The organism is Stenotrophomonas sp. 2201_Sma, from assembly GCF_056486685.1.
Genome location: NZ_CM151329.1, coordinates 2,057,575 through 2,076,475 on the forward strand (window position 1 = coordinate 2,057,575; position 18,901 = coordinate 2,076,475).

General features: G+C 65.1%; 12 protein-coding genes and 2 pseudogenes. 11 read left to right on the forward strand and 3 right to left on the reverse strand.

Annotated features, from left to right (window positions below; translation table 11 throughout):
• The first annotated feature begins 31 nt into the window (after positions 1 to 31).
• The 5 genes from ACZLIF_RS09670 to ACZLIF_RS09690 are packed head-to-tail and all read left to right on the forward strand — an operon-like array spanning position 32 to position 9,113.
• Positions 32 to 2,275: a type VI secretion system Vgr family protein gene (locus ACZLIF_RS09670; protein WP_065175609.1), complete on the forward strand. Its 2,244-nt coding sequence runs from the start codon at positions 32 to 34 to the stop codon at positions 2,273 to 2,275.
• A gap of 19 nt (positions 2,276 to 2,294) precedes the next feature.
• The gene (locus ACZLIF_RS09675; RefSeq protein WP_128988720.1) at positions 2,295 to 3,911 is read left to right on the forward strand and encodes a hypothetical protein; all 1,617 of its coding nucleotides are present in this window, start codon (positions 2,295 to 2,297) and stop codon (positions 3,909 to 3,911) included.
• Positions 3,908 to 4,036, forward strand: coding sequence for a hypothetical protein (locus ACZLIF_RS09680; RefSeq protein WP_006441023.1), 129 nt, complete (start codon positions 3,908 to 3,910; stop codon positions 4,034 to 4,036). Before ACZLIF_RS09675 ends, ACZLIF_RS09680 begins: the two co-directional genes overlap by 4 nt.
• A 19-nt stretch (positions 4,037 to 4,055) precedes the next feature.
• The gene (locus tag ACZLIF_RS09685; protein ID WP_128988722.1) at positions 4,056 to 8,513 is read left to right on the forward strand and encodes an RHS repeat-associated core domain-containing protein; all 4,458 of its coding nucleotides are present in this window, start codon (positions 4,056 to 4,058) and stop codon (positions 8,511 to 8,513) included.
• Positions 8,514 to 8,525: 12 nt separating this feature from the next.
• Entirely contained in the window at positions 8,526 to 9,113 is a 588-nt protein-coding gene (locus tag ACZLIF_RS09690) for an SUKH-4 family immunity protein (protein ID WP_128988724.1), read from the forward strand.
• Between the two features lie 98 nt (positions 9,114 to 9,211).
• Here ACZLIF_RS09690 and ACZLIF_RS09695 read toward each other — a convergent pair whose 3' ends face one another.
• Entirely contained in the window at positions 9,212 to 9,661 is a 450-nt protein-coding gene (locus tag ACZLIF_RS09695) for a hypothetical protein (RefSeq protein WP_128988726.1), read from the reverse strand.
• A gap of 199 nt (positions 9,662 to 9,860) precedes the next feature.
• Between ACZLIF_RS09695 and ACZLIF_RS09700 the strand changes: the two genes are divergently transcribed.
• Positions 9,861 to 10,046 (forward strand): hypothetical protein, encoded by a 186-nt coding sequence (locus tag ACZLIF_RS09700; RefSeq protein ID WP_164972371.1) that lies wholly within the window; start codon positions 9,861 to 9,863, stop codon positions 10,044 to 10,046.
• Positions 10,047 to 10,240: 194 nt separating this feature from the next.
• Positions 10,241 to 13,147 (forward strand): VIT domain-containing protein, encoded by a 2,907-nt coding sequence (locus ACZLIF_RS09705; protein WP_128988728.1) that lies wholly within the window; start codon positions 10,241 to 10,243, stop codon positions 13,145 to 13,147.
• A gap of 64 nt (positions 13,148 to 13,211) precedes the next feature.
• On the opposite strand, the pseudogene ACZLIF_RS09710 reads toward ACZLIF_RS09705, so the two are convergent.
• A pseudogene (locus ACZLIF_RS09710) lies at positions 13,212 to 13,574 on the reverse strand (acyltransferase family protein); the annotation flags it as partial.
• Between ACZLIF_RS09710 and ACZLIF_RS09715 the strand changes: the two are divergent.
• Positions 13,571 to 13,954: pseudogene (locus ACZLIF_RS09715) on the forward strand (LytTR family DNA-binding domain-containing protein); the annotation flags it as partial. The pseudogenes ACZLIF_RS09710 and ACZLIF_RS09715 sit on opposite strands and share 4 nt — an antisense overlap.
• A gap of 38 nt (positions 13,955 to 13,992) precedes the next feature.
• Here the strand turns inward: ACZLIF_RS09715 and ACZLIF_RS09720 are convergent.
• On the reverse strand, positions 13,993 to 14,733 hold the full coding sequence (locus ACZLIF_RS09720; RefSeq protein WP_128988730.1) for a M48 family metallopeptidase: 741 nt from the start codon (positions 14,731 to 14,733) through the stop codon (positions 13,993 to 13,995).
• A gap of 183 nt (positions 14,734 to 14,916) precedes the next feature.
• Here ACZLIF_RS09720 and prfB point away from each other — a divergent pair.
• The 3 genes from prfB (at position 14,917) to ACZLIF_RS09735 (ending at position 18,880) form a co-directional block, all read left to right on the forward strand.
• Positions 14,917 to 16,042, forward strand: a protein-coding gene (gene prfB / locus ACZLIF_RS09725) for a peptide chain release factor 2 (protein WP_111186457.1) whose coding sequence is annotated in 2 segments (ribosomal slippage) — positions 14,917 to 14,991 and positions 14,993 to 16,042 — 1,125 coding nt in all. Because the reading frame shifts where the segments join, the coding sequence is not laid out codon by codon here.
• A 45-nt stretch (positions 16,043 to 16,087) separates the two neighbouring features.
• On the forward strand, positions 16,088 to 16,870 hold the full coding sequence (locus tag ACZLIF_RS09730) for a helix-turn-helix transcriptional regulator (protein ID WP_053519318.1): 783 nt from the start codon (positions 16,088 to 16,090) through the stop codon (positions 16,868 to 16,870).
• Between the two features lie 624 nt (positions 16,871 to 17,494).
• Positions 17,495 to 18,880 (forward strand): NAD-dependent succinate-semialdehyde dehydrogenase, encoded by a 1,386-nt coding sequence (locus ACZLIF_RS09735; RefSeq protein WP_053520219.1) that lies wholly within the window; start codon positions 17,495 to 17,497, stop codon positions 18,878 to 18,880.
• Positions 18,881 to 18,901: the final 21 nt, after the last annotated feature.

Sequence of the window (18,901 nt, forward strand, 5' to 3'; positions counted from 1 at the left end):
CCACGACCAACATGGGACGACGGAACGCCCGATGTACGCCGAATCACTGCTTCCCGGCGCCGCACTGCAGCGCCTGCACCAGGACCGACGCCTGATCCGCGTCGAAACCGCTCTGGATCCGGACACTTTCCTGGTCAAGCGTTTCGAGGGCAGCGAGGCGGTGTCCAGCCCGTTCGCCTACCGTATCGAACTGCTGTCGGTCCAGCCGCGGCTGGAACTGAAACAGCTGGTCGGGCAGCCGCTGCGCCTGCAGCTGGGTGATGAATTCGGCAACCGCAGCGTGCACGGCTACGTTCGCGAGTTCGCCAGTACCGGCCAACAGGCCCAGTTCAGTGCCTACCGGGCCGAGCTCGCGCCCTGGTTCGCCTTCCTCGATTACACCTGCAACTGCCGGATCTTCCAGGACCGCAACGTGCTGCAGATCATCGAGGAGGTGTTCCAGGGCTACGCACAGCTGGCGAAGTTCCGCTACGACCTCAATGCCGGCAAGCTGCCGCCGCTGCCGTACTGCGTGCAGTACAACGAGTCCGATTTCGCCTTCGTCAGTCGCCTGCTGGAAGATGCCGGCCTGTACTACAGCTTCGTCCATGACGAAGAGGGCCATACGATGGTGATCAGCGACGATTCAACGCTGAGCACCGCGCACGGCGAGCCGCAGCCCATCGCGTTCGTGTCCGACCAGGGCACGCTGGCCAGCACCGGTCTGCACCGCTGGGGTGCACGCCGACGCGTCGGGCCCAGCGTGCAGACCCTGCGCAGTTTCGACTTCAAGCAGCCGGGCCAGACGCTGGATGGCAACCAGGGCAATCAGGTGCCGCTGGGCCTGCTGCCGCCGCTCGAGCAGTACCGCTACGACGGTGCGGCGCGTTTCACCAACAGCCGCATCGGCCAGGCGCTGGCGGCGGTGCGCAACGAGGAAGTGGCGTGGCCGACCAAGCTGTTCGAGTGCGCGGGCAACGCCGGTGAGCTCGATGCCGGCGCCTGCTTCGAACTGGAGCGGCACCCGGATTTCATCGGACGTGACGATACCGACCGCAGCTTCTTCGTGGTGAGCGTGCAGCGGGAAGGCCACAATAATTTCGCTGCCGATTTCGGCAGCGCTGAAGCCCCGAGTGTCGAAGTGCAGGCCGAGGTGCTGCGCCGTCGCATCCCCTACAGGCCGCTGCGGCGGACGCCATGGCCACGCATGCCGGGTCCGCAGACCGCCACCGTGGTTGGTCCGCCGGGGGAGGAGCTGCATGCCGACCGCTACGGCCGGGTGAAAGTGCAGTTCCATTGGGACCGCCAGCTGGATCGCCGCGAGAATGCCTCGTGCTGGATCCGCAGTGCGAGTCCGTGGGCAGGCGCCGACATGGGTGGCGTGTCGCCGCCGCGCGTGGGCCAGGAGGTGATCGTCGATTTCCTCGATGGCGACCCGGACCGCCCCATCATCACCGGTCGTGTCTACAACGAGGACAACATGCCGCCGTTCGGCATGGAGGTGAGCGGCCTCAAGTCGAAGACGGTCAAGGGCGCGGGCTGGAATGAGATCACCATGCATGATGGCGCCGGTGGCGAGCTGCTGAACATGCGGGCGCAGCGTGACATGGTCACCACCGTGCTCAACGACCAGAACGCCAGCGTCAAGAACAACAAGTCCACATCGGTGTCGGTCAACCATCGAATGGACGTCGGCGCCAACCAGGACATCAGCGTCGGCGGCAACCGTGGCATCACGGTCACCGGCACCGACACGCTCGGCGTTACCGGCACCCGCACCACCAATGTGACCGGCGCGGTGACCGAGAAGTACGAAGCAGGCGAAACCAAGACGATCTCCGCAGCCGGCTATACCGAAACCATCACCGGCGACTTCAAGACCACCCTGACCGGCAACTTCACCAGCCAGCGCACCGGCACGTGGACAGAGACCGTCACCTCGACCTCCAGTCGCACGGTTGGCGGACTGGTGACGGAGACGCTGAACGCCGCGCGGGAGGTGACCATTACCGGTCATGACAAGCGCAGCGTGCAGGGCAAGGTCGACGACAGCAATGTCGGCGAGCGGGTGATCGACGTCACCGGCAATTTCAGCCAGGACGTGACCGGTACGCACAGCCAGGGCTCGGATGGCGCGATGAGCCTGGAGTCGGCGGTCAAGCTGTCCACCAAGGTGGGTGGCTCGGTCATCGAGATCACCGACAGCGCCATCAAGATCACCGCCGGTGGCTCGGAAGTGGTCATCGACGCAGGCGGTGTGTCAGTCAACGGCAGCGAGATCAAGCTCAACTGCTGAACAGCACGGGAGATACACCATGCAGGACACCCCCATGCTGCGCGGCCTGAACGCATTGCGCGACGCCTGGCTGGAGGCCAGCGCCGACAGCAGCAGGCGCCTGTTGGTATGGCGTCTGCCGGCTGCCGCCAGCCGCCTGCTGGCCGCGTTCTTCGAGATGCAGCGCAACGACGCAGGGCGTGATACGCCGGACTGCTTCCTGCGCATCGATACCGCCTATGAGCTGGGCTTCCGTTACAGCCGGCAGGTCAAGCAGGATCTGCTCGACCGTTATCTGGCCAGCCAGGACGATCTGCGCGCGCAGCAGGTGCCATTGGGCTGGCGTGGCCCGAGCGAGGCGCATCCGGACAGCGCGCAGGGTGTGGTCGATGTGCTGGAGAGTTTCGTCGACCATCACGGCGAGCATCTGCGCCTGCTGGCTGCCGTGCTGGAACCGGAGCGTTGCGTGCCCGGTGAAGGCTTCGAGCGCTGGCTGGATGCGGCGCTGGCCGCTGCGCCGGGAGAGCGCCTGCGACTGGTGCTGGTGGATACCGAAGAGGACCCGCGCTGGCAGCCGCTGCTGGAGCGTCATGCCAGGACCGCACGGGTGGTCACCGCACCGGTCGACATGTTTGCGATTGCCCGGGATACCGCCGCGCAATCCGGTGGTCGCGGTCCGGAAGTGCTGTACCGGCAGCTGCTGGCGGACCTGATGCTGCTGCTGGAGCGAGGCAGTCCGTCGCAGGTGGTGGCCCGCGCCGGACGCGCGCAGGGCCTGGCGCTGCGGCATGGCTGGCAGGACCAGCAGTCGGTGGTGCAGATGATGGTGGCTGGTGCCTGGCTGAAACATGGCGATCACAGCCAGGCGATCAACAGCTACCGGCAGGCACGCAGCGCCGCCGAAGGTGCACGTGCCAGCGGCAATCCTGTCGCGCCGGAACTGGTGATGCAGAGCTGGTTCGGTGAAGCGGGCTGCTGGTTGGCGGCCAAGCAACCCGAGCGTGCGGCACAGACCTACCTGCAGGCATCCGCTTCCGCAGCCAGCATTCCGCACCCCATGTTCGCACTGGAGGGCCAGCGCATGGCGGGCTGGTGTCACGTGCAGGCGGGCCAGCGAGAGGCGGCGCGCACGCAGCTGCTGGAGGCGATCCGCATCGCCAAGCCGCTGGCGCCGGCCGACCGCAAGGCGACGACGCTGCCCCAGGCACTGTGGGATCTGCTGCAGCTTCAGGACGCACGACGCTGCGAACAACTGCGGCAGGTCGCCACTGACTACCTGCAGGCCAGCACCGGCCTGCTGGAGAAGGCGGACGCGCAGGGGCGCGCACTCGGCCCGCGTCCTCCGCGTCCGGCGCTGGATGCCATCGACGCCGAGCTCGATGCCGCGCTGGAGCGCGGCTTTCATCGTGCGCAGCAGGAACGCGAGCGGCTGATCCAGGGCGGTGACGAATTCTTCCGCAAGATCGTGGCCGTCGGCCGTGATTTCCTCGACCCGGGCTGGAACGGCCTGCCGACGATCGAACACCCGCTCGACCACGAGATTCCGGTGTGGAGCGAGCCCCCGGCGATGCAGCCGCTGCCCGATCCCAGTGGCCTGCTGCAGCCGCCCGTGGCCGCGCCTGCCGGGTCCGCCGTTACAGGAGTGGCTGTTGCATGAAGTCGAACAAGACCGTGGTGATGCTGGTGGCCATCGTGCTTGGCATCATCGTCGTGACCTGGATCAGCGCCGAGTACCGTGACGAAGTAAAGGCGTTCCTGCGCGCGTTGTTCCGCGCCTTGTAACGCAACAGGGAGTGTTGCCGTGAGCATCGCCGCCAAGCATTTCGATCCGCAGCTGGGTATCGACATCCACATGTATGCGGTGCCGCCGTGCCCGCTGCCGACGCCGCACATCGGCCTGGTGCTCGATCCGTTCGACTACATCCCGTTCATCGGTTCGACCATCAAGGTCAACGGCGTGCATCGCGGCACCGCCGGTACCGGCGGCCTGGATATCCACATCCCGCTCGGTGTGTGGGGGCCGCCGTTGGCGGCACCGATGGGCCCTCAGTTCGACGGCGAAGAGATCTTCATGGGCAGTCGTACCGTGTCGGCCGATGGCGAGCCGTTCTCGCGGCTGGCGATGCCGGTGCTGGACTGCAATCTGGCCGGCATGATCAACCCGTTCCGGGTGAAGAAGCCGAAGAAGCCACTTCGGGCGATGTCACTGCCGACCGGCCTGAACGTGGCCATTCCCACCAGCGTCAAGGTGGGAGGACCGCCGACGGTGTCATGGACCGCGCTCGCGTTCCGCGCCGCCTTCGCCGGACTAGGCAAGCTGCGCAAGAGTGCGTTCTTCCGCAAGAAGATGGATGCCTTTGCCAATTGGCGGCGGGGCAAGTGGGGAAACCTGCCCTCGGGTTTCCTGAAGTGCAAGGTGCTTCGCGCCGAGCCGGTGGACATCCGTGATGGCAGCGTGGTGGTCAACCACCAGGATTTCGATGTTCCGGGCCGCTTGCCACTCACCTGGCAACGCAGCTACGGCTCGCGCCACGCGGGCGCGCCGGGTCTGTGCGGCGCGGGTTGGCAGACGCCGGCAGACATCCGCCTGGAGCTGCTGGCCGACGGCAGCGTCTGGCTGTCCGGCCCCGACCAGGTCGCGTTCTTCCCCGAGCTGCCGCCCGCCGAGGGAGAGGCCGGGGCGATTCTCGATTTCGTCGATGGCGCGCGCCTGCTGAGGCGGCGCGGGCAGTGGCGGGTGCGCTTCAAGAACGGCCTGCAGTACGTGTTCGGTGGCGAGCTGCCTGCAGGTGTCAGCGCGTTGCCGGGCCCGCAGTCCTGGCCGATCGAGCGCATCGAGGATGCGCATGGCAACCACTGGCGCTTCGAGCGTCGCGACGGCCATCTGGTGCGCATCGTCGAGAGCGGTATCGGTGACCTGCAGGGCCGCTTCATCGAAGTGGAGGCGCGCCACGGCCACATTGATCGCATGGCCCTGCACGATCCCGCCACCGGCCTGGCCCATCCGCTGGTGAGCTACCGGTACAGTGCCGAAGGTGACCTGCTGGCGGCAGTCGACGCACTGGGGGCACCACGCACGTTTGCCTATGAACGTCACCGCATGGTGCGGCATACCGACCGCGTGGGCCTGTCCTTCCACTATGCGTTCGATGCGCAGGGCAGGGTGGTGCATTCGTGGGGCGATGGCGGTCTCTACGATTATCACTTCGAGTACGACGCGCTGCTGCGCGAAACCCGGGTGACCGACTCGCTGGGGCACCTGAGCGTGGTCAAGTTCGACGAGAACCAGCTGCCGCTGTGCGAGATCGATCCGCTCGATGGCGTGACGCTGTTCGAGTACGACGATTTCGGGCGGACCGTGGCGGTGACCGATCCGGAAGGACTGAGAACGGCGTTTGCCTATGATGCGCATGGCAATGTTGTCGAGCTGCTACGGGCTGACGGCAGCCGCATACTTCACGAGTACGGCGATCTGGATCTTCTGACTGCAGTGCATGTTCCAGATTCTGGAACATGGACCCAGAGCTACAATGAATTCGGAGATATCGTCGCGCAGACGGATCCTCTGGGCGCAGTGACTGAATTCGCCTATGACGCCGCGGGGCAACTGCTGCAGCAGACAAGCGCAAGAGGAGGTGCGACGAGGCTCACCTATGACAGGCATGGTGCCGTCGCGAGCGTCATCTCTGCCACGGGTCGGGAAGTCAAGTTCGAGCACGATGGCAGGGGCCTGCTCATGCGGCAGGTGGATGCTGGAGGGAATCAGACCCGGTTCCGATATGACGTGAAAGGTCGATTGACGGAGTGCATCGAGCCGGATGGTCGGAGTGTCGCCTATTCGTTCGATGCAGAAGATCGGATTTCGGTTTATGTCGATGCGCTGGGAAACCGCACTCTCTTGGAGTACGCAGGCCTGGGGCAGGTTTCGCGGAGGCGGTCGCCGGATGGGTCGCGGGTCGAGTATTTCTACGATACCGAAGAGTGTCTGGTTGGGCTCATCAATTCCGATGGGCAGCGCTACGAGATCGTGAGAGATGCTCTGGGCCGGATTGTCAAGGAAATCGATTACTGGGGGCAGGCCCGGAGCTATCGATACGACGGTGCGGGGCGGCTCGAAGAGTGCGTCGATTCTGAAGGCAGGGTTGTTCGATACACATCCGACAAGCTCGGCCGTGTGTCGCGGCGCTCCGTGGTGTGCGCTGGATATATCGAAGAGGATTACTTCACCTACGACGCCTGCGGAAATCTCATCGAGTGCGGCAATGCAAGTCGGGTCGTCAAGCGCGTGTTCGACGCTGTGGGGAATCTGGTGGAAGAGTCCCAGGACGGCTTCCGCGTACTCAGCAGTTTCGACAGGTCAGGCAACCGCGTGTGCAGGAGCACATCGACCGGAAACACGATTGAATATGCTTACGATCTTGACGATGAGCTTGTAACGCTTGCCATCAATGGAGAACGTTGTCTGAGTGTTGCCCGGGATGAATCCGGGCGTGTGGTCGAAGAGAAGATCGGGCGGTTCAGCCGATATCTGCAGTACGACCCGTCCTCGAACGTGAGCTCGCAAGCGGTCAGATGCGGGGATGCGCCGCTGTTTGATGTTGCCTACGAATATGATCGCGCCGGAAATCTGATCCGACGCATGGACAGCGTGCAGGGGACTGACCAGTATCGCTACAACGCCTTGGGCAGACTCAAACAGCGGATTGATCCCCAGGGCCGACTGCACAATCTGCTCGACGGATCTTCCGCCTCACGACTGAAGACGGACATCCGAAGACATGTGCCGGCAAAGCGTGTGGGTGGGGCTGAGGAGGATGAGCTGTGGACGCGTGAGGGCGTGCTCGATGGCGTGAGTTACGTTTTCGATCGAAACGGCGCATTGGTCTGCAAGCGTAGCCTCGACGGTGGTCGGCACCTCGAGCTGACCTGGGATGGCCATCAGCGTCTGGCAGCGGCGACGGTTGGCGGCTCCCGATGGGTCTATGGCTATGACTCTTTGGGGCGTCGTGCATTCAAGTCGAACGGGAAGAGAACGGTCTGGTTCTTCTGGGACGCGAATGTACTGCTGAGTGAGGTCGAGGAGGTCAGGGCTGATGTCGGGCGGATTGTGTCGGAGCCCGGCAGTCGAACAAGCCTGGTGGAATCGAGACGGCGCCAGCGTCGTCTCGTCGCGCTATCTGGCAAGGCAAGGGAGTACATTCATTACCCCGACGGGTTTATCCCGTTCGCTATGGTTGATCCCAAGACAGAGCCTGATGCGGCAGATGGATCAAGGGGCCGAGAAGGCGAAGGGCCGGCTGATCGGCGTCCGCGTCTGGAACTGCTGCAAGGTACCGGGCCGGTTCAAGCCGGGGACCAGGGTGCGCTCGGTATGTTGGGAGGGGCAGTTCTGGGAGGAGCAAAGCCAAAGGATGCTTCAACCGGGATGATCCTTGGCGGCGCGGGTTCGCAGCTTGGTGCAGCACGTGCCGGACCTTCCCGCGATGTTGGCGCACCCGTAAGCGCTCCGGATGCGGAAGTCGCAGCGGCAAAGGTCTACTACTTCTTCAACGATCTCAACGGCCGACCGGTCAGGCTGCTGGATGCTGACGGCACCGTGGTGTGGGAGAGAGCTGCAGGCGCATCGTTGAGTGATCAGCCTTCCGTCCGGCAGATTGCTGTCAATCTTGGCTACCAGGGGCAGTACCTCGATGAGGAGACGGGCCTGTGTTACAACCGGCATCGGTACTTCGATCCCGCAATCGATGAGTTCGTGTCGCAGGATCCGATGCGGCTTGCCGCGGGAGAGAACTTGTATGCGTACGCGCTGAACCCATTCGGCTGGGCTGACCCGCTTGGGCTACACTCCACCCAGGTGGACTACGGCAGTACCGACCTCAGCCAGATGGCTCAGATGCATCGCTTGGAGAACGGCATCAAGGGAGGGCGGAACATCGCGGTTTTCGAGTATGTCGATGGTGCGGGGAATCCAAGTTACATCGTGGATGCCAGTGGGGGTGGTCTGCACTCTGAGAGGAGGATCGCGGCCAAGTTGACCCAGATGAACATTCCTCCTGAAAATGTCAAACGTGTCTATACTGAACTCGCTCCCTGTCCGCCGGTCAGAGGAATGCAGTACTGCGGAAGAATGCTGTCCAGTGTTTTCCCCGGTGCAGCGGTCACGCACAGCTTTGATTACGGTGTGACGCGCGCATCCAGGCGATCAGGTGTCAAGGCGCTGAAGGCGGCGGTCAGGAAGCTATTCAATGGTTGTGGCTGATGAGGTTCATGCGTGACTGAAACTGCATTCTCCCGCGTTTATGGCTCGGGTTCGTTGGAGGTGAGTGCCCAGGTCCTTCGGGATTTCGGACTGGAGCCGTCGACGAGTGAGCTGATGTTGCGGCTGGGGCTTCCTTCAAGGCTGTCCGGCGATGTGCCTATTGTTCAGTTCGAAGTGCCCCACGTGGTCGAGATCGATGGCACCGGACTTCTGGCTATCGCGCGGGAGCCATGGGGCGAGGATCTGCTGCTGTGCCTGTCAGCGAGTGGCGAGGTACTTGCCGCGGGCGATGGCGGACGTCAGATCGTGAATGGACGCCTGTCGAGCTTCCTCGGGTTTCTCGAAGCGTATGAGGCATTCCAGGCCCAGGCAAAGGTGGAAGATTCCGGTCCCGTTGTCTACTCCCAGGCGGAGATGCAGGCCCGGCTGGAGGCATTCAAGCGGGGTGAGATTCCCAAGCGCTCTGCAAAGCCGCGATTCGATCGCAGTGAGGCGATCAAGGCCATGGTGTCGGAGTGGAGGAGCCTTGATGCCGCTGCACTGACGGAAGGGTCATGGTGGTCAATCGTTCTGGAGCAGATCCAGGACGGCCTTATTTGAGGTGTCGGCCCCGTGAGGCGGCATCTGGTTGTCGCGGCACAATCGGGACGGCGCGGATCCGCCTGGCCCCGCATACCTACATCGCACATGGAATGTGACTAGGTCGTCGCTCCGATGGTGCGTTTCTGAAGCGATTCGATCTTTGCCTGTATTCTCTCCAGGCCCACCTTTCCGCAACCTACGAGCGTCAACTCACGAAGAGCGGAAAGATCATTGATGACCTCGATGTTGGCCATCTTCTTGCAGTACTGGATATCCAGTTTCTGAAGCTGCTCAAGTCCGGTCAGTGCTTGGATGTCCGTCAGCGAACTCAGATTCTTCAGCCACACCGACGTCAACGCGGCAAGTGTCTCGATGCCATCGAGGCTTTTCAGCTTTGAGCCACCCAACAGCCCCAGGCGTTCAAGGCCACCAACCGATGCAGACAGGATGTTGAAGATCTCACCATCGACGGGGACATTCAGAATGTTCAGTTCTTCCAGAGGCAGGGCCAGGGCCTGCCTGAGATTCCTCAGTGACTTGTCTGGATAGAGCGAAAGTACTTTCAACGCGGGGAAGCTTGGCCAACGTCCCCGTGCCAAGATGGATGCTCAATGCCTCAATGCTCTCGGGCAGAAGTCCTTCCTCGAGTCCATCCATGATCGACGGTGCGATTGATCCCGGCCCGATGCTGAGCGTCTTGAGACCTCGCATTTCCCTGAGGATCTCCGGAAGCGCTTCGAGCTTGTCGCCGGGAGGTGACCAGAGGTGAACCTGCTCGATCCGGGCAAGCCTCTCAGTGTTGAAGGGGGCATTGAAGAACACCAGCTCAGCACCCGGGGTCGGGAATCCTGCTTCGTGTCTGCCATGCATCAGGACAACTTTTTTGTTCATATTCTTTTCACTACCACTGGCTGGCGTCCGGCAGCAAGATCTCCCAGTCACGTCGAGTAACGAACAGCCGCTGTGACCGCTCTTCCTGCTCCGGCCTGCCTCTTTGAGAGGGCATCTTCTGCGGAGCTTGGCGCGGGTCATGACAAGCCTGCATCCGGTCTGCACACGCAGCAGCCATCGCGGACGATCACCCGATCAACCCCGATCCGGCCTGCCATGCGTTGAACAGTTCGTCCTCGCTCTGGAGACGTACCATGTCGCCCGTCCTTCGTCGTGTGCTGTGCCTGCTGGCCCTGCTGCTCTGTGCCTTCACCACGGCCGCCCAGACCCACGGCCGTCCGGCCGTCCGCCCGGTTCGTGCGGTCCCGTTGCTGCAGGTCGCGGGCGCCGAGCAGCCCATCGTGCTGCGTCGGGCCTCGATCGAAGGGGAGGTCCAGGCGGGTATCGCCCAGACCCGCGTCACGTTGGAGTTCCATAACCCCAACCGCCGGGTCATGGAGGGCGAGCTGCAGTTCCCGCTGGCTGATGGCCAGCAGATCACCGGCTTCGCCCTGGATATCGATGGCCAGTTGCGCGAGGCGGTGCCCGTGCCGAAGGACCGGGGGCGTCAGGTGTTCGAGGACATCGCGCGTCGCGGCGTCGATCCGGGCCTGCTGGAGCAGACCGCCGGCAATCAGTTCCGCCTGCGCGTCTACCCGTTGCCCGCCGGCGGCAGCCGCCGTGTGCAGCTGGTGCTGCGCGAACCGCTGGCGTTTGCCGCCGACGGCTGGCAATGGACCTTGCCGTTACAGTTCGCCGCCAGCGCGGCCTCGGTCGAGCTGACGCTGCAGGCGCCGGATGCGGCGACCACGGGCGCAGGTCCGTTCCGCTTCACTGAGGGGCAACTGCATTGGCAGGGCCGGGGCGCCCTGTTGCCGGCGCAGCTGCAGTGGACGCTCCCGGCATCACGTCAGGCACGGGTACAGGTCGCACCGTGGCAGGACGGTCACTATCTGCTGGCACAGCTGCCGGTGCCGGTCGATAACGCGCCGCGTACGCTGCCGACCGATATCGGCCTGCTGTGGGATGGCTCCGGCTCATCAGACCGGCGTGACCGTTCGCGGGAGTTTGCACTGCTGGACCGTTACTTTGCTGTGCTGGGAAACGGCACGGTCGCGTTGACGGTCCTGCGTGACCGGGCCGAGCCGGTGCGTCGCTTCCGTATCCGCGGCGGTGACTGGTCGGCATTGCGGCAGGCGTTGCAGGCCGTCCGCCCGGATGGCGCCAGCGCGCTGGCGCAGTGGCAGCCGCAGGCAGCCGTGAAGGAGTATCTGCTGGTCAGCGACGGTCTGTTGACCTATGGCCCGCAGGTGTTGCCGACGCTCGCCGCCGACCAGCGCCTGTTCGCGGTCAGCAGTGCGGGCGCGCATACCGATGTCGTTCGGTTGCGCGGTTGGAGCGAATCGCATGGCGGTCGCTTCGTCGCCCTGGGAACGGATGTCGATGCCGCTGCACGCGAACTGCTGTCTTCGCCGCTGGACGTGCAGGTCGATGCGGGCCGCGGTGTACAGGACGTGGTGATCGATCGTCGCAGTGAAGCGCAGGGCTGGCTGTGGCTGCACTCGCGGCTGGCGGCGGACGGCGTGCCGATGCGGGTCCGCGTCGGCGGCCAATGGCTGGCGCTGCCCGCGACACAGACGAGCGGCAATGGAGAACTGCTGGCCGGCCTGTGGGCGCAGGCGCGGCTGCAGCAGCTGGCCGCCGACCGTCGCGGCAACCGTGAGGCGATGCAGCGCCTGTCGCAGCAGTTCGGCCTGGTCGGTCCGGATACCTCGTTGATCGTGCTGGAGACGCTGGACGATTACCTGCGCTACGCGATCCGGCCTGCCGGCGCGCTGCGGACCGAGTACGACGCCCGCTTTGCACGCGTGGTCGCTGACCGCAGCGCCGCCGAGCGCCGTCGCCTGGACGACATCGCCGCACAGTGGCAGGAGCGCCGGGAGTGGTGGCGCCGCAGCTGGCCGAAAGACACACCGCCGCAGTTGCAGGGAAAGGCGTTGGACAGGGTTGCCGTCTCTGCTTCGGCCGCCGCGCCGGTAGCGATGCTGGCGGCCGCACCTCCCGCGCCCGCACCGATGCTTGCGGCCGCGGAACGCGACGTCCAGGTGTCGCGTGCACGCGCCCGTCGCTCGGCACCTGCACAGGAAGCCGCACGCGATGCGAGCACAGGGAGCGGCGCTGCCGCAGCGGCAGGGGCGGCAGCGAACAGCGGTGCGCTCGGCATCCAACTGGCCGCATGGCAGCCAGATTCGGCCATTGCCCGGCGCCTGCGCCAGGGGCCGTCCTCGCAGCTGTACGACCGCTACCTGGCCGAGCGCGCCGCGCATGCCGACAGCAGTGCGTTCTTTCTCGACGTGGCCGATCTGTTGCTGGAGCAGGGGCAGCGGGACCTGGCCCTGCGCGTGCTGTCCAACCTGGCCGAGATGGACCTGGACAACCGCCATCTGCTGCGCGTGCTCGGCTACCGCCTGATGCAGGCCGACGAACCGATGCTGGCGGTGCCGGTGTTCGAGCAGGTGTTGGCGATGGGCGAGGAGGAGCCGCAGAGCTTCCGTGATCTCGGCCTGGCCCTGGCGGCGGCGGGCCGGCCACAGCAGGCGCTGGCGCCGCTGTACCAGGTGGTGACGCGGCCCTGGGACAGCCGGTTCAACGGCATTGCACTGATCGCGCTGGACGAGCTGACCCAGCTGGTTGCACGCAGCACGCCAGGGCTTGATACCTCCGCCATCGACCCGCGCCTGCTGCAGCCGATGCCGCTGGACCTGCGGGTAGTGCTGTCGTGGGATGCGGACAACAGCGACATGGATCTGTGGGTGACCGACCCGAACGGCGAGCGCGCGTACTACGGCAATCGTCTGACCTACCAGGGAGGACAGATGTCGCAGGACTTCACCGGAGGCTATGGACCCGAGCAGTTCTCACTGCGTGATGCCAAGCCGGGCAGGTACAAGGTGGAGGCCAATTATTTCGGCAGTCGCCAGCAGCTGGTGACCGGTGCCACGACCCTGATGCTGCGCCTGACCACCCATTGGGGCACGCCGAAGCAGAAGGACCAGAGGGTGACGATGCGGTTGAAGGATCGTGCCGAAACGGTGCTGGTGGGCGAGTTCGAGGTCAGATAGCGCCGAGCTCAGTTCGGGCAGGCTTGAGTCGGAGCCGGGCATGACCCGGCTCCACGCGATGGTGTCACGGTGCCGTCGCCGCGCCTGCCACCGAAGGCGATGGCGGATGGGCGCGCAGGCCGAACAGGGGGCGCAGCCAGCGGACACGACGGATCAGCAGCTCGTGGATCAGCAGGCAGCCGGCGACGGTGCCGGCAACCAGCAGAGCCGGTTCCAGCCAGGGGCCGAGCTGAAGGGGCCGCAGCCAGTAGAGCAGGACGATCAGCACGGTCTGGTGCAGGATGTACCAGCTGAAGACCGCCTCTCGGCAGTAGTCGAGGCCACGCCACGGCTGGTCGAGCAGCACGCGGGCCCAGCCGAACATCGCCAGCAGTGCGCACCAGGTGTACAGGGCCCGGCCGACGCGCTCGGTCTGCGCCCATGGCATCCCTGCTGGCCGCGCCGGGTGTCGGTCCGCCGGTCGAGCCGGTCGAGCGCCCGCAGCACTTCCTGGTGCGCAAGCTGGGCAAGGAATTCCTCGTCGCCACCGAGGACGTCGAGTACGCCCAGGCCGCTGGCAACTACGTGAATCTGAGGGTCCGCGGCCATGACTATCCGCTGCGGATCACCATGGCGGTGCTGGAACTGCGGCTGGATCCGCTGGTGTTCCTGCGGCCGCATCGCAGCTGGCTGATCAACCGCGGGCAGCTGCGCTCCATCGAGCCGCTGGATGGCGGCGAGGCCCTGCTGCACATGGCCGATGGGGCCAAGATTCCCTGCAGCAGGCGCCAGCTGCCGCTGCTGCGGCAGGCGCTGGCGGGAGGATAGGGGCGGGCGGACCTGAGGAGCGCCCGCCCCCTTCGTGCTTACTTCCTGTCCTTCTTGATCATCGCGTCGATGCGCGCGGCGCGGGCTTCCGAGCCGGGGTGCGACGACATCAGGCCGCCTTCGCTGGACAGCTTGCGGAACATGCTGGCCAGGGCTGCCGGATCATAGTTGTGGCGCTTCATGAACTGGTAGCCGTACTCGTCCGCCGCGCTCTCTTCCTTCTGCGAGAACTGGGCGTTGACGAAACCCTCGGCGAGGTCGCCGAGCTGGCCCTGGCTGAGCTGGGTCAGGTTGCCGTTGCCCGACGCTGCCAGGCCTTCGCGGCCGGCCGATGCGAGCAGCGCGGTGCGCATCTTGGTCTTGCTGTGGCCCAGCTTCACGTGGCCGATTTCGTGGCCGATCACGCCACGCACCTCGTCATCGCTGGCCATGTCCATCAGGCCGGTGTAGACGCGGACGCAGCCGTTGGCCATCGCCCAGGCGTTGACATCGGCGGTCCGGTAGACCTTGAAGTTCAGGTTCAGGCCGTCCTCGTTGGCGAGCCCCTGGGTGATCTTGGCCAGGCGCTGGGCATAGGGATCGTTGGCGGGTGCCAGCTGGTTCTCCTTGTCCATGTAGGTGCAGGCCTGGTCGGCGGCCGCCGAGACCTCTGCGTCGGACAGGGTCAGCGCCTTGCCGGCCTTCAGGCCGGTGCTGGTCAGGCCCTTCAGGTCGATGGCCGAGGCATTGGCGGCCAGCAGGCAGGCGGCCAGGCACAGGGTGGAACGCATGATCTTCATTGAAATGGTGCTCCTTGGATTGGGATGGGCCGCGCGTCCCCCTGTTGCCGCGGCGGCCGGGAAGTCTACCGGCTTCAGCCCGGCCCGTGTCCAGCCGCCGGCCGGGCCGCTGGGGGTGCCTCGCCGCCTGCCGGGCGCCTGCGTTATCATTGGCAGTCATTTTTTGAACGCACGACCGCCGACATGATCGAACTGAATCCTGTCCGCCAGCGCATCACCGATCTGACCGATCGCGTGCTGTCGCTTCGGGGGTATCTTTGACTACGACGCCAAGAAAGAGCGTCTTGAAGAAGTAACGCGGGAGCTTGAAAACCCCGACGTCTGGAACAACGCCGAGTACGCCCAGAACCTGGGGCGCGAGCGATCCAGCCTGGAAAAGACCGTGGGCGGCATCGCCTCGGTGCTCGATGGCCTGAAGGATGCGACCGAGCTGCTGGAGCTGGCCGAGTCCGAGCAGGACGAGGACACCGCGCTGGCCGTGGTTGCCGATCTGGACAAGCACCAGTCGCACGTCGAGAAGCTGGAGTTCCAGCGCATGTTCTCCGGCGAGATGGACAATGCCGCTGCGTTCGTCGACATCCAGGCCGGTGCCGGTGGTACCGAAGCCCAGGACTGGGCCGAGATCCTGCTGCGCATGTACCTGCGCTGGTGCGAATCGCGTGGCTGGAAGACCGAGCTGATGGAAGTTTCCGGCGGTGATGTGGCGGGCATCAAGTCGGCCACCCTGCGCGTGGAAGGTGACTATGCCTATGGCTGGCTGAAGACCGAGACCGGCGTGCACCGCCTGGTGCGCAAGTCGCCGTTCGACTCTGACAACCGTCGCCACACCAGCTTCACCTCGGTGTTCGTTTCGCCGGAGATCGACGACAACATCGACATCACCATCAACCCGGCCGATCTGCGCACCGACGTCTACCGTTCGTCCGGCGCCGGTGGTCAGCACGTCAACAAGACCGAGTCGGCGGTGCGTATCACCCACATTCCGACCAACATCGTGGTGGCGTGCCAGACGGGCCGCAGCCAGCACCAGAACCGCGACAACGCGATGAAGATGCTGGCCGCAAAGCTCTACGAGCTCGAGATCCAGAAGCGCAACGCGGAGAAGGATGCCGTGGAAGCGACCAAGTCCGACATCGGCTGGGGCAGCCAGATCCGCAATTACGTGCTTGATCAGAGCCGCATCAAGGACCTGCGCACGGGCATCGAGCGTTCCGATACGCAGAAGGTGCTCGATGGTGACCTCGATGAGTTCGTCGAGGCCAGCCTGAAGGCCGGCCTGGCGGTGGGGTCCAAGCGCGTCGATGCCTGATGCGCACGCCTGCGCCGATATCATCGCCTTCCGCAACGGAGGGCGATGATGCGCAGCGAGAGTGAACGCAGGGAGCTCGGCGGTTTCCTCAAGGCCTGCCGCGCCCGTGTCGACCCGGCCACGCTGGGCCTGCCGGCCGGGCGCAGGCGTACCCCCGGCCTGAAGCGCGAGGAAGTGGCGCTGGCGGTGGGGGTCAGTGTCAGCTGGTACACCTGGATCGAGCAGGGACGTGAAGTGCGTGCGTCGCCGGAAGTGCTCGAGCGCCTAGCCCGGGTATTGCGGATGAGCGATGACGAGCGTGCATATGCGTTCGCGCTGTCCGGCTATGGCGTTCCGCTGGAGTCTCCAGATGAAAGCGTGACCGATGGCCTGCGCCAGCTGGTGGACGCGATGCAGCCGATCCCGGCCTACGTACGCAACACCCGTTTCGACATCCTGGCCTGGAATCCGGCCATTGCCGAACTGTTCGTCGACTACAGCCAGCTGGCGCCGCATGAGCGCAACACGCTGCGGCTGATGTTCCTGTATCCGCCTTATCGCACGTTGATCCTCAACTGGGAGGAGATGGCCCGGGGCCTGCTGGCCGGCTTCCGCGCGGCGATGGCGCAGGCGCAGGACAAGGCGCCTTTCCTGGCGCTGGCCGAGGACATCGCTGCCCACAGCGATACGTTCCGGCAGTGGTGGCCGGAGCATGATGTGCGCCGCTTCGACGAGGGGGCGAAGAAGCTGAACCACCCCACGCGCGGGTTGCTGGACCTGCAGTACGTGGCGCTGGTGCCGGAGAGCCGGCACGACCTGTCGTTGGTCACCTACCTGCCGCGAAAGTAGGTGGGTCGGCAGGGCTGCGCCCTGCACCCGCAGAGGCTTCAAGCCACGGCAACGGCAACGGCGTGCATTCCGTGGGATGGCGGGGCGGCGTCGAAGTGCGGGGACGCCGTGAACCCCTCCATGGGGGCTTGGCAGCCGCATCCATGCGGCTGACACCCATGCGGCTGACACCCCGCACTCCGACGCCGCCCCGCCTCTGACAATTTCCCGCGGCTGTGGGTGGGTGTCGACCTTGGTCGACACATCTGTCAGATATCGAATGAAATTCCGGGGTCAGATCCGTTTTCCTGCGGAAAACGGATCTGACCCCGAGAGTACTTCCAACAGATCGCGGGAAACTGTGTCCGCGGCATGGATGCCGCGGCCAAGCCCCCATGGATGGGTTCACGGCGTCTCCCGCCATCGGCCCCACCCCGCCATCCCGCAGGAAACCAGCTTCTGCTGTGGCTTGGCTGTGGCTTGGCGTGGCTTGGGGGGCAGGGCACAGCCCTGCCAGCAACCCCATTCAGGCAGGTAAGTGCAGGTCACAGGATAAGCAGACGCCTTGTTGCGCGGCAGCTTCGGGTCCACATTCCTGACAGGAGACGGGCAATCGGCCCGTTGCCGAGACAACAGGAGCCCTGCATGTCCGCTGCCCCCGCCATTGCGATTTCCCTCGATCCGGCCACCGGCCAGGAAATCGCCCGCCATCCCTTCGTTACCGACGCCGAGCTGGAGGTGATCCTCGATCGAGGCCAGGCCGGCTTTGCCGCCTGGAGTGCGCAGTCGCTGGAGCAGCGCGCCGATGCCCTGCGTGCGATGGCCGCGGTCCTGCGCCGCGACCGCGAATCGCTTGCGGCGCTGGCCACCGCTGAAATGGGCAAGGTCCATGCCGAATCGTTGGCCGAAATCGAGAAGTGCGCGGTGCTCTGCGAGTGGTATGCGGATAACGGCGCACAGTACCTGCGCGACGAGCCGACGCTGGTTCCCGATGACAAGGCCTACGTGTCCTACCTGCCACTGGGCGTGGTGCTGGGCATCATGCCGTGGAATTTCCCGTACTGGCAGGTGATGCGCGCAGCCGTGCCGATCCTGATGGGAGGCAATGGTTTCCTGCTCAAGCCGGCCGAGAACATCGTCGGTACCGCCCATCTGCTCGATGCCGCCTGGCGCGACGCGGGCCTGCCGGAAGGCACCTTCATCGCCGCCAACATCAGCCGTGAGGGCACCAGCCGTGCCATCGCCGATGACCGCATCGCAGCTGTCACCCTGACCGGCAGCGTCGGCGCAGGGCGCAGCATTGCCGCGCAGGCCGGGCAGGCATTGAAGAAGGTCGTGCTGGAACTGGGGGGCTCGGACCCCTTCATCGTGCTGGACGATGCCGACCTCGACGCGGCGGTGGATGCGGCACTCGCCTCGCGCTTCCAGAACACCGGACAGGTCTGCATCGCCGGCAAGCGCATCATCGTCGAGGACGGCGTGTACGACCGTTTCGTGGCGCAGTTCTGCGCGAAGGTGCAGGCGCTGACCGTCGGTGATGGCCGTGAACCCGGCAACCGCATCGGTCCCATGGCCCGGCAGGACCTGCTCGAGCAGCTCGATGCGCAGGTGCGTGCATCGGTAGAGGCCGGCGCGCAGCTGCTGGTCGGCGGTCATCAGCTGGATCGTCCGGGCAGCTTCTATGCCCCCACGGTGTTGGCCGGTGTCGAGCCGGGCATGCAGGCGTTCGATACCGAGACCTTCGGCCCGGTGGCTTCGATCAGCCGCGCACGCGATGCCGATCATGCGGTGGAGCTGGCCAACCAGAGCGAATTCGGTCTCAGCGGCAACCTGTGGAGCGGCGATCGCGAGCGCGCGATGCGGCTGGCACGCAGGCTGCAGACCGGGGGCGTGTTCGTCAACGGCTTCTCCGCGTCCGACCCGCGCGTGCCGATCGGTGGCGTGAAGAAGAGTGGCTTCGGCCGCGAGCTGTCGCATTTCGGCATCCGCGAGTTCGTGAACGCGCAGACCGTGTGGTTCGACCGTCGTTGACGCGCGGCTTGCATCCTTCCT

Bases quoted from the DNA above. Each gene is read 5' to 3' on its own strand.
- ACZLIF_RS09670 (WP_065175609.1), top strand. From the start codon at position 32: ATGTACGCCGAATCACTGCTTCCCGGCGCCGCACTGCAGCGCCTGCAC.
- ACZLIF_RS09675 (WP_128988720.1), top strand. From the start codon at position 2,295: ATGCAGGACACCCCCATGCTGCGCGGCCTGAACGCATTGCGCGACGCC.
- ACZLIF_RS09680 (WP_006441023.1), top strand. From the start codon at position 3,908: ATGAAGTCGAACAAGACCGTGGTGATGCTGGTGGCCATCGTGCTTGGC.
- ACZLIF_RS09705 (WP_128988728.1), top strand. From the start codon at position 10,241: ATGTCGCCCGTCCTTCGTCGTGTGCTGTGCCTGCTGGCCCTGCTGCTC.
- ACZLIF_RS09720 (WP_128988730.1), bottom strand. From the start codon at position 14,733: ATGAAGATCATGCGTTCCACCCTGTGCCTGGCCGCCTGCCTGCTGGCC.
- ACZLIF_RS09730 (WP_053519318.1), top strand. From the start codon at position 16,088: ATGATGCGCAGCGAGAGTGAACGCAGGGAGCTCGGCGGTTTCCTCAAG.
- ACZLIF_RS09735 (WP_053520219.1), top strand. From the start codon at position 17,495: ATGTCCGCTGCCCCCGCCATTGCGATTTCCCTCGATCCGGCCACCGGC.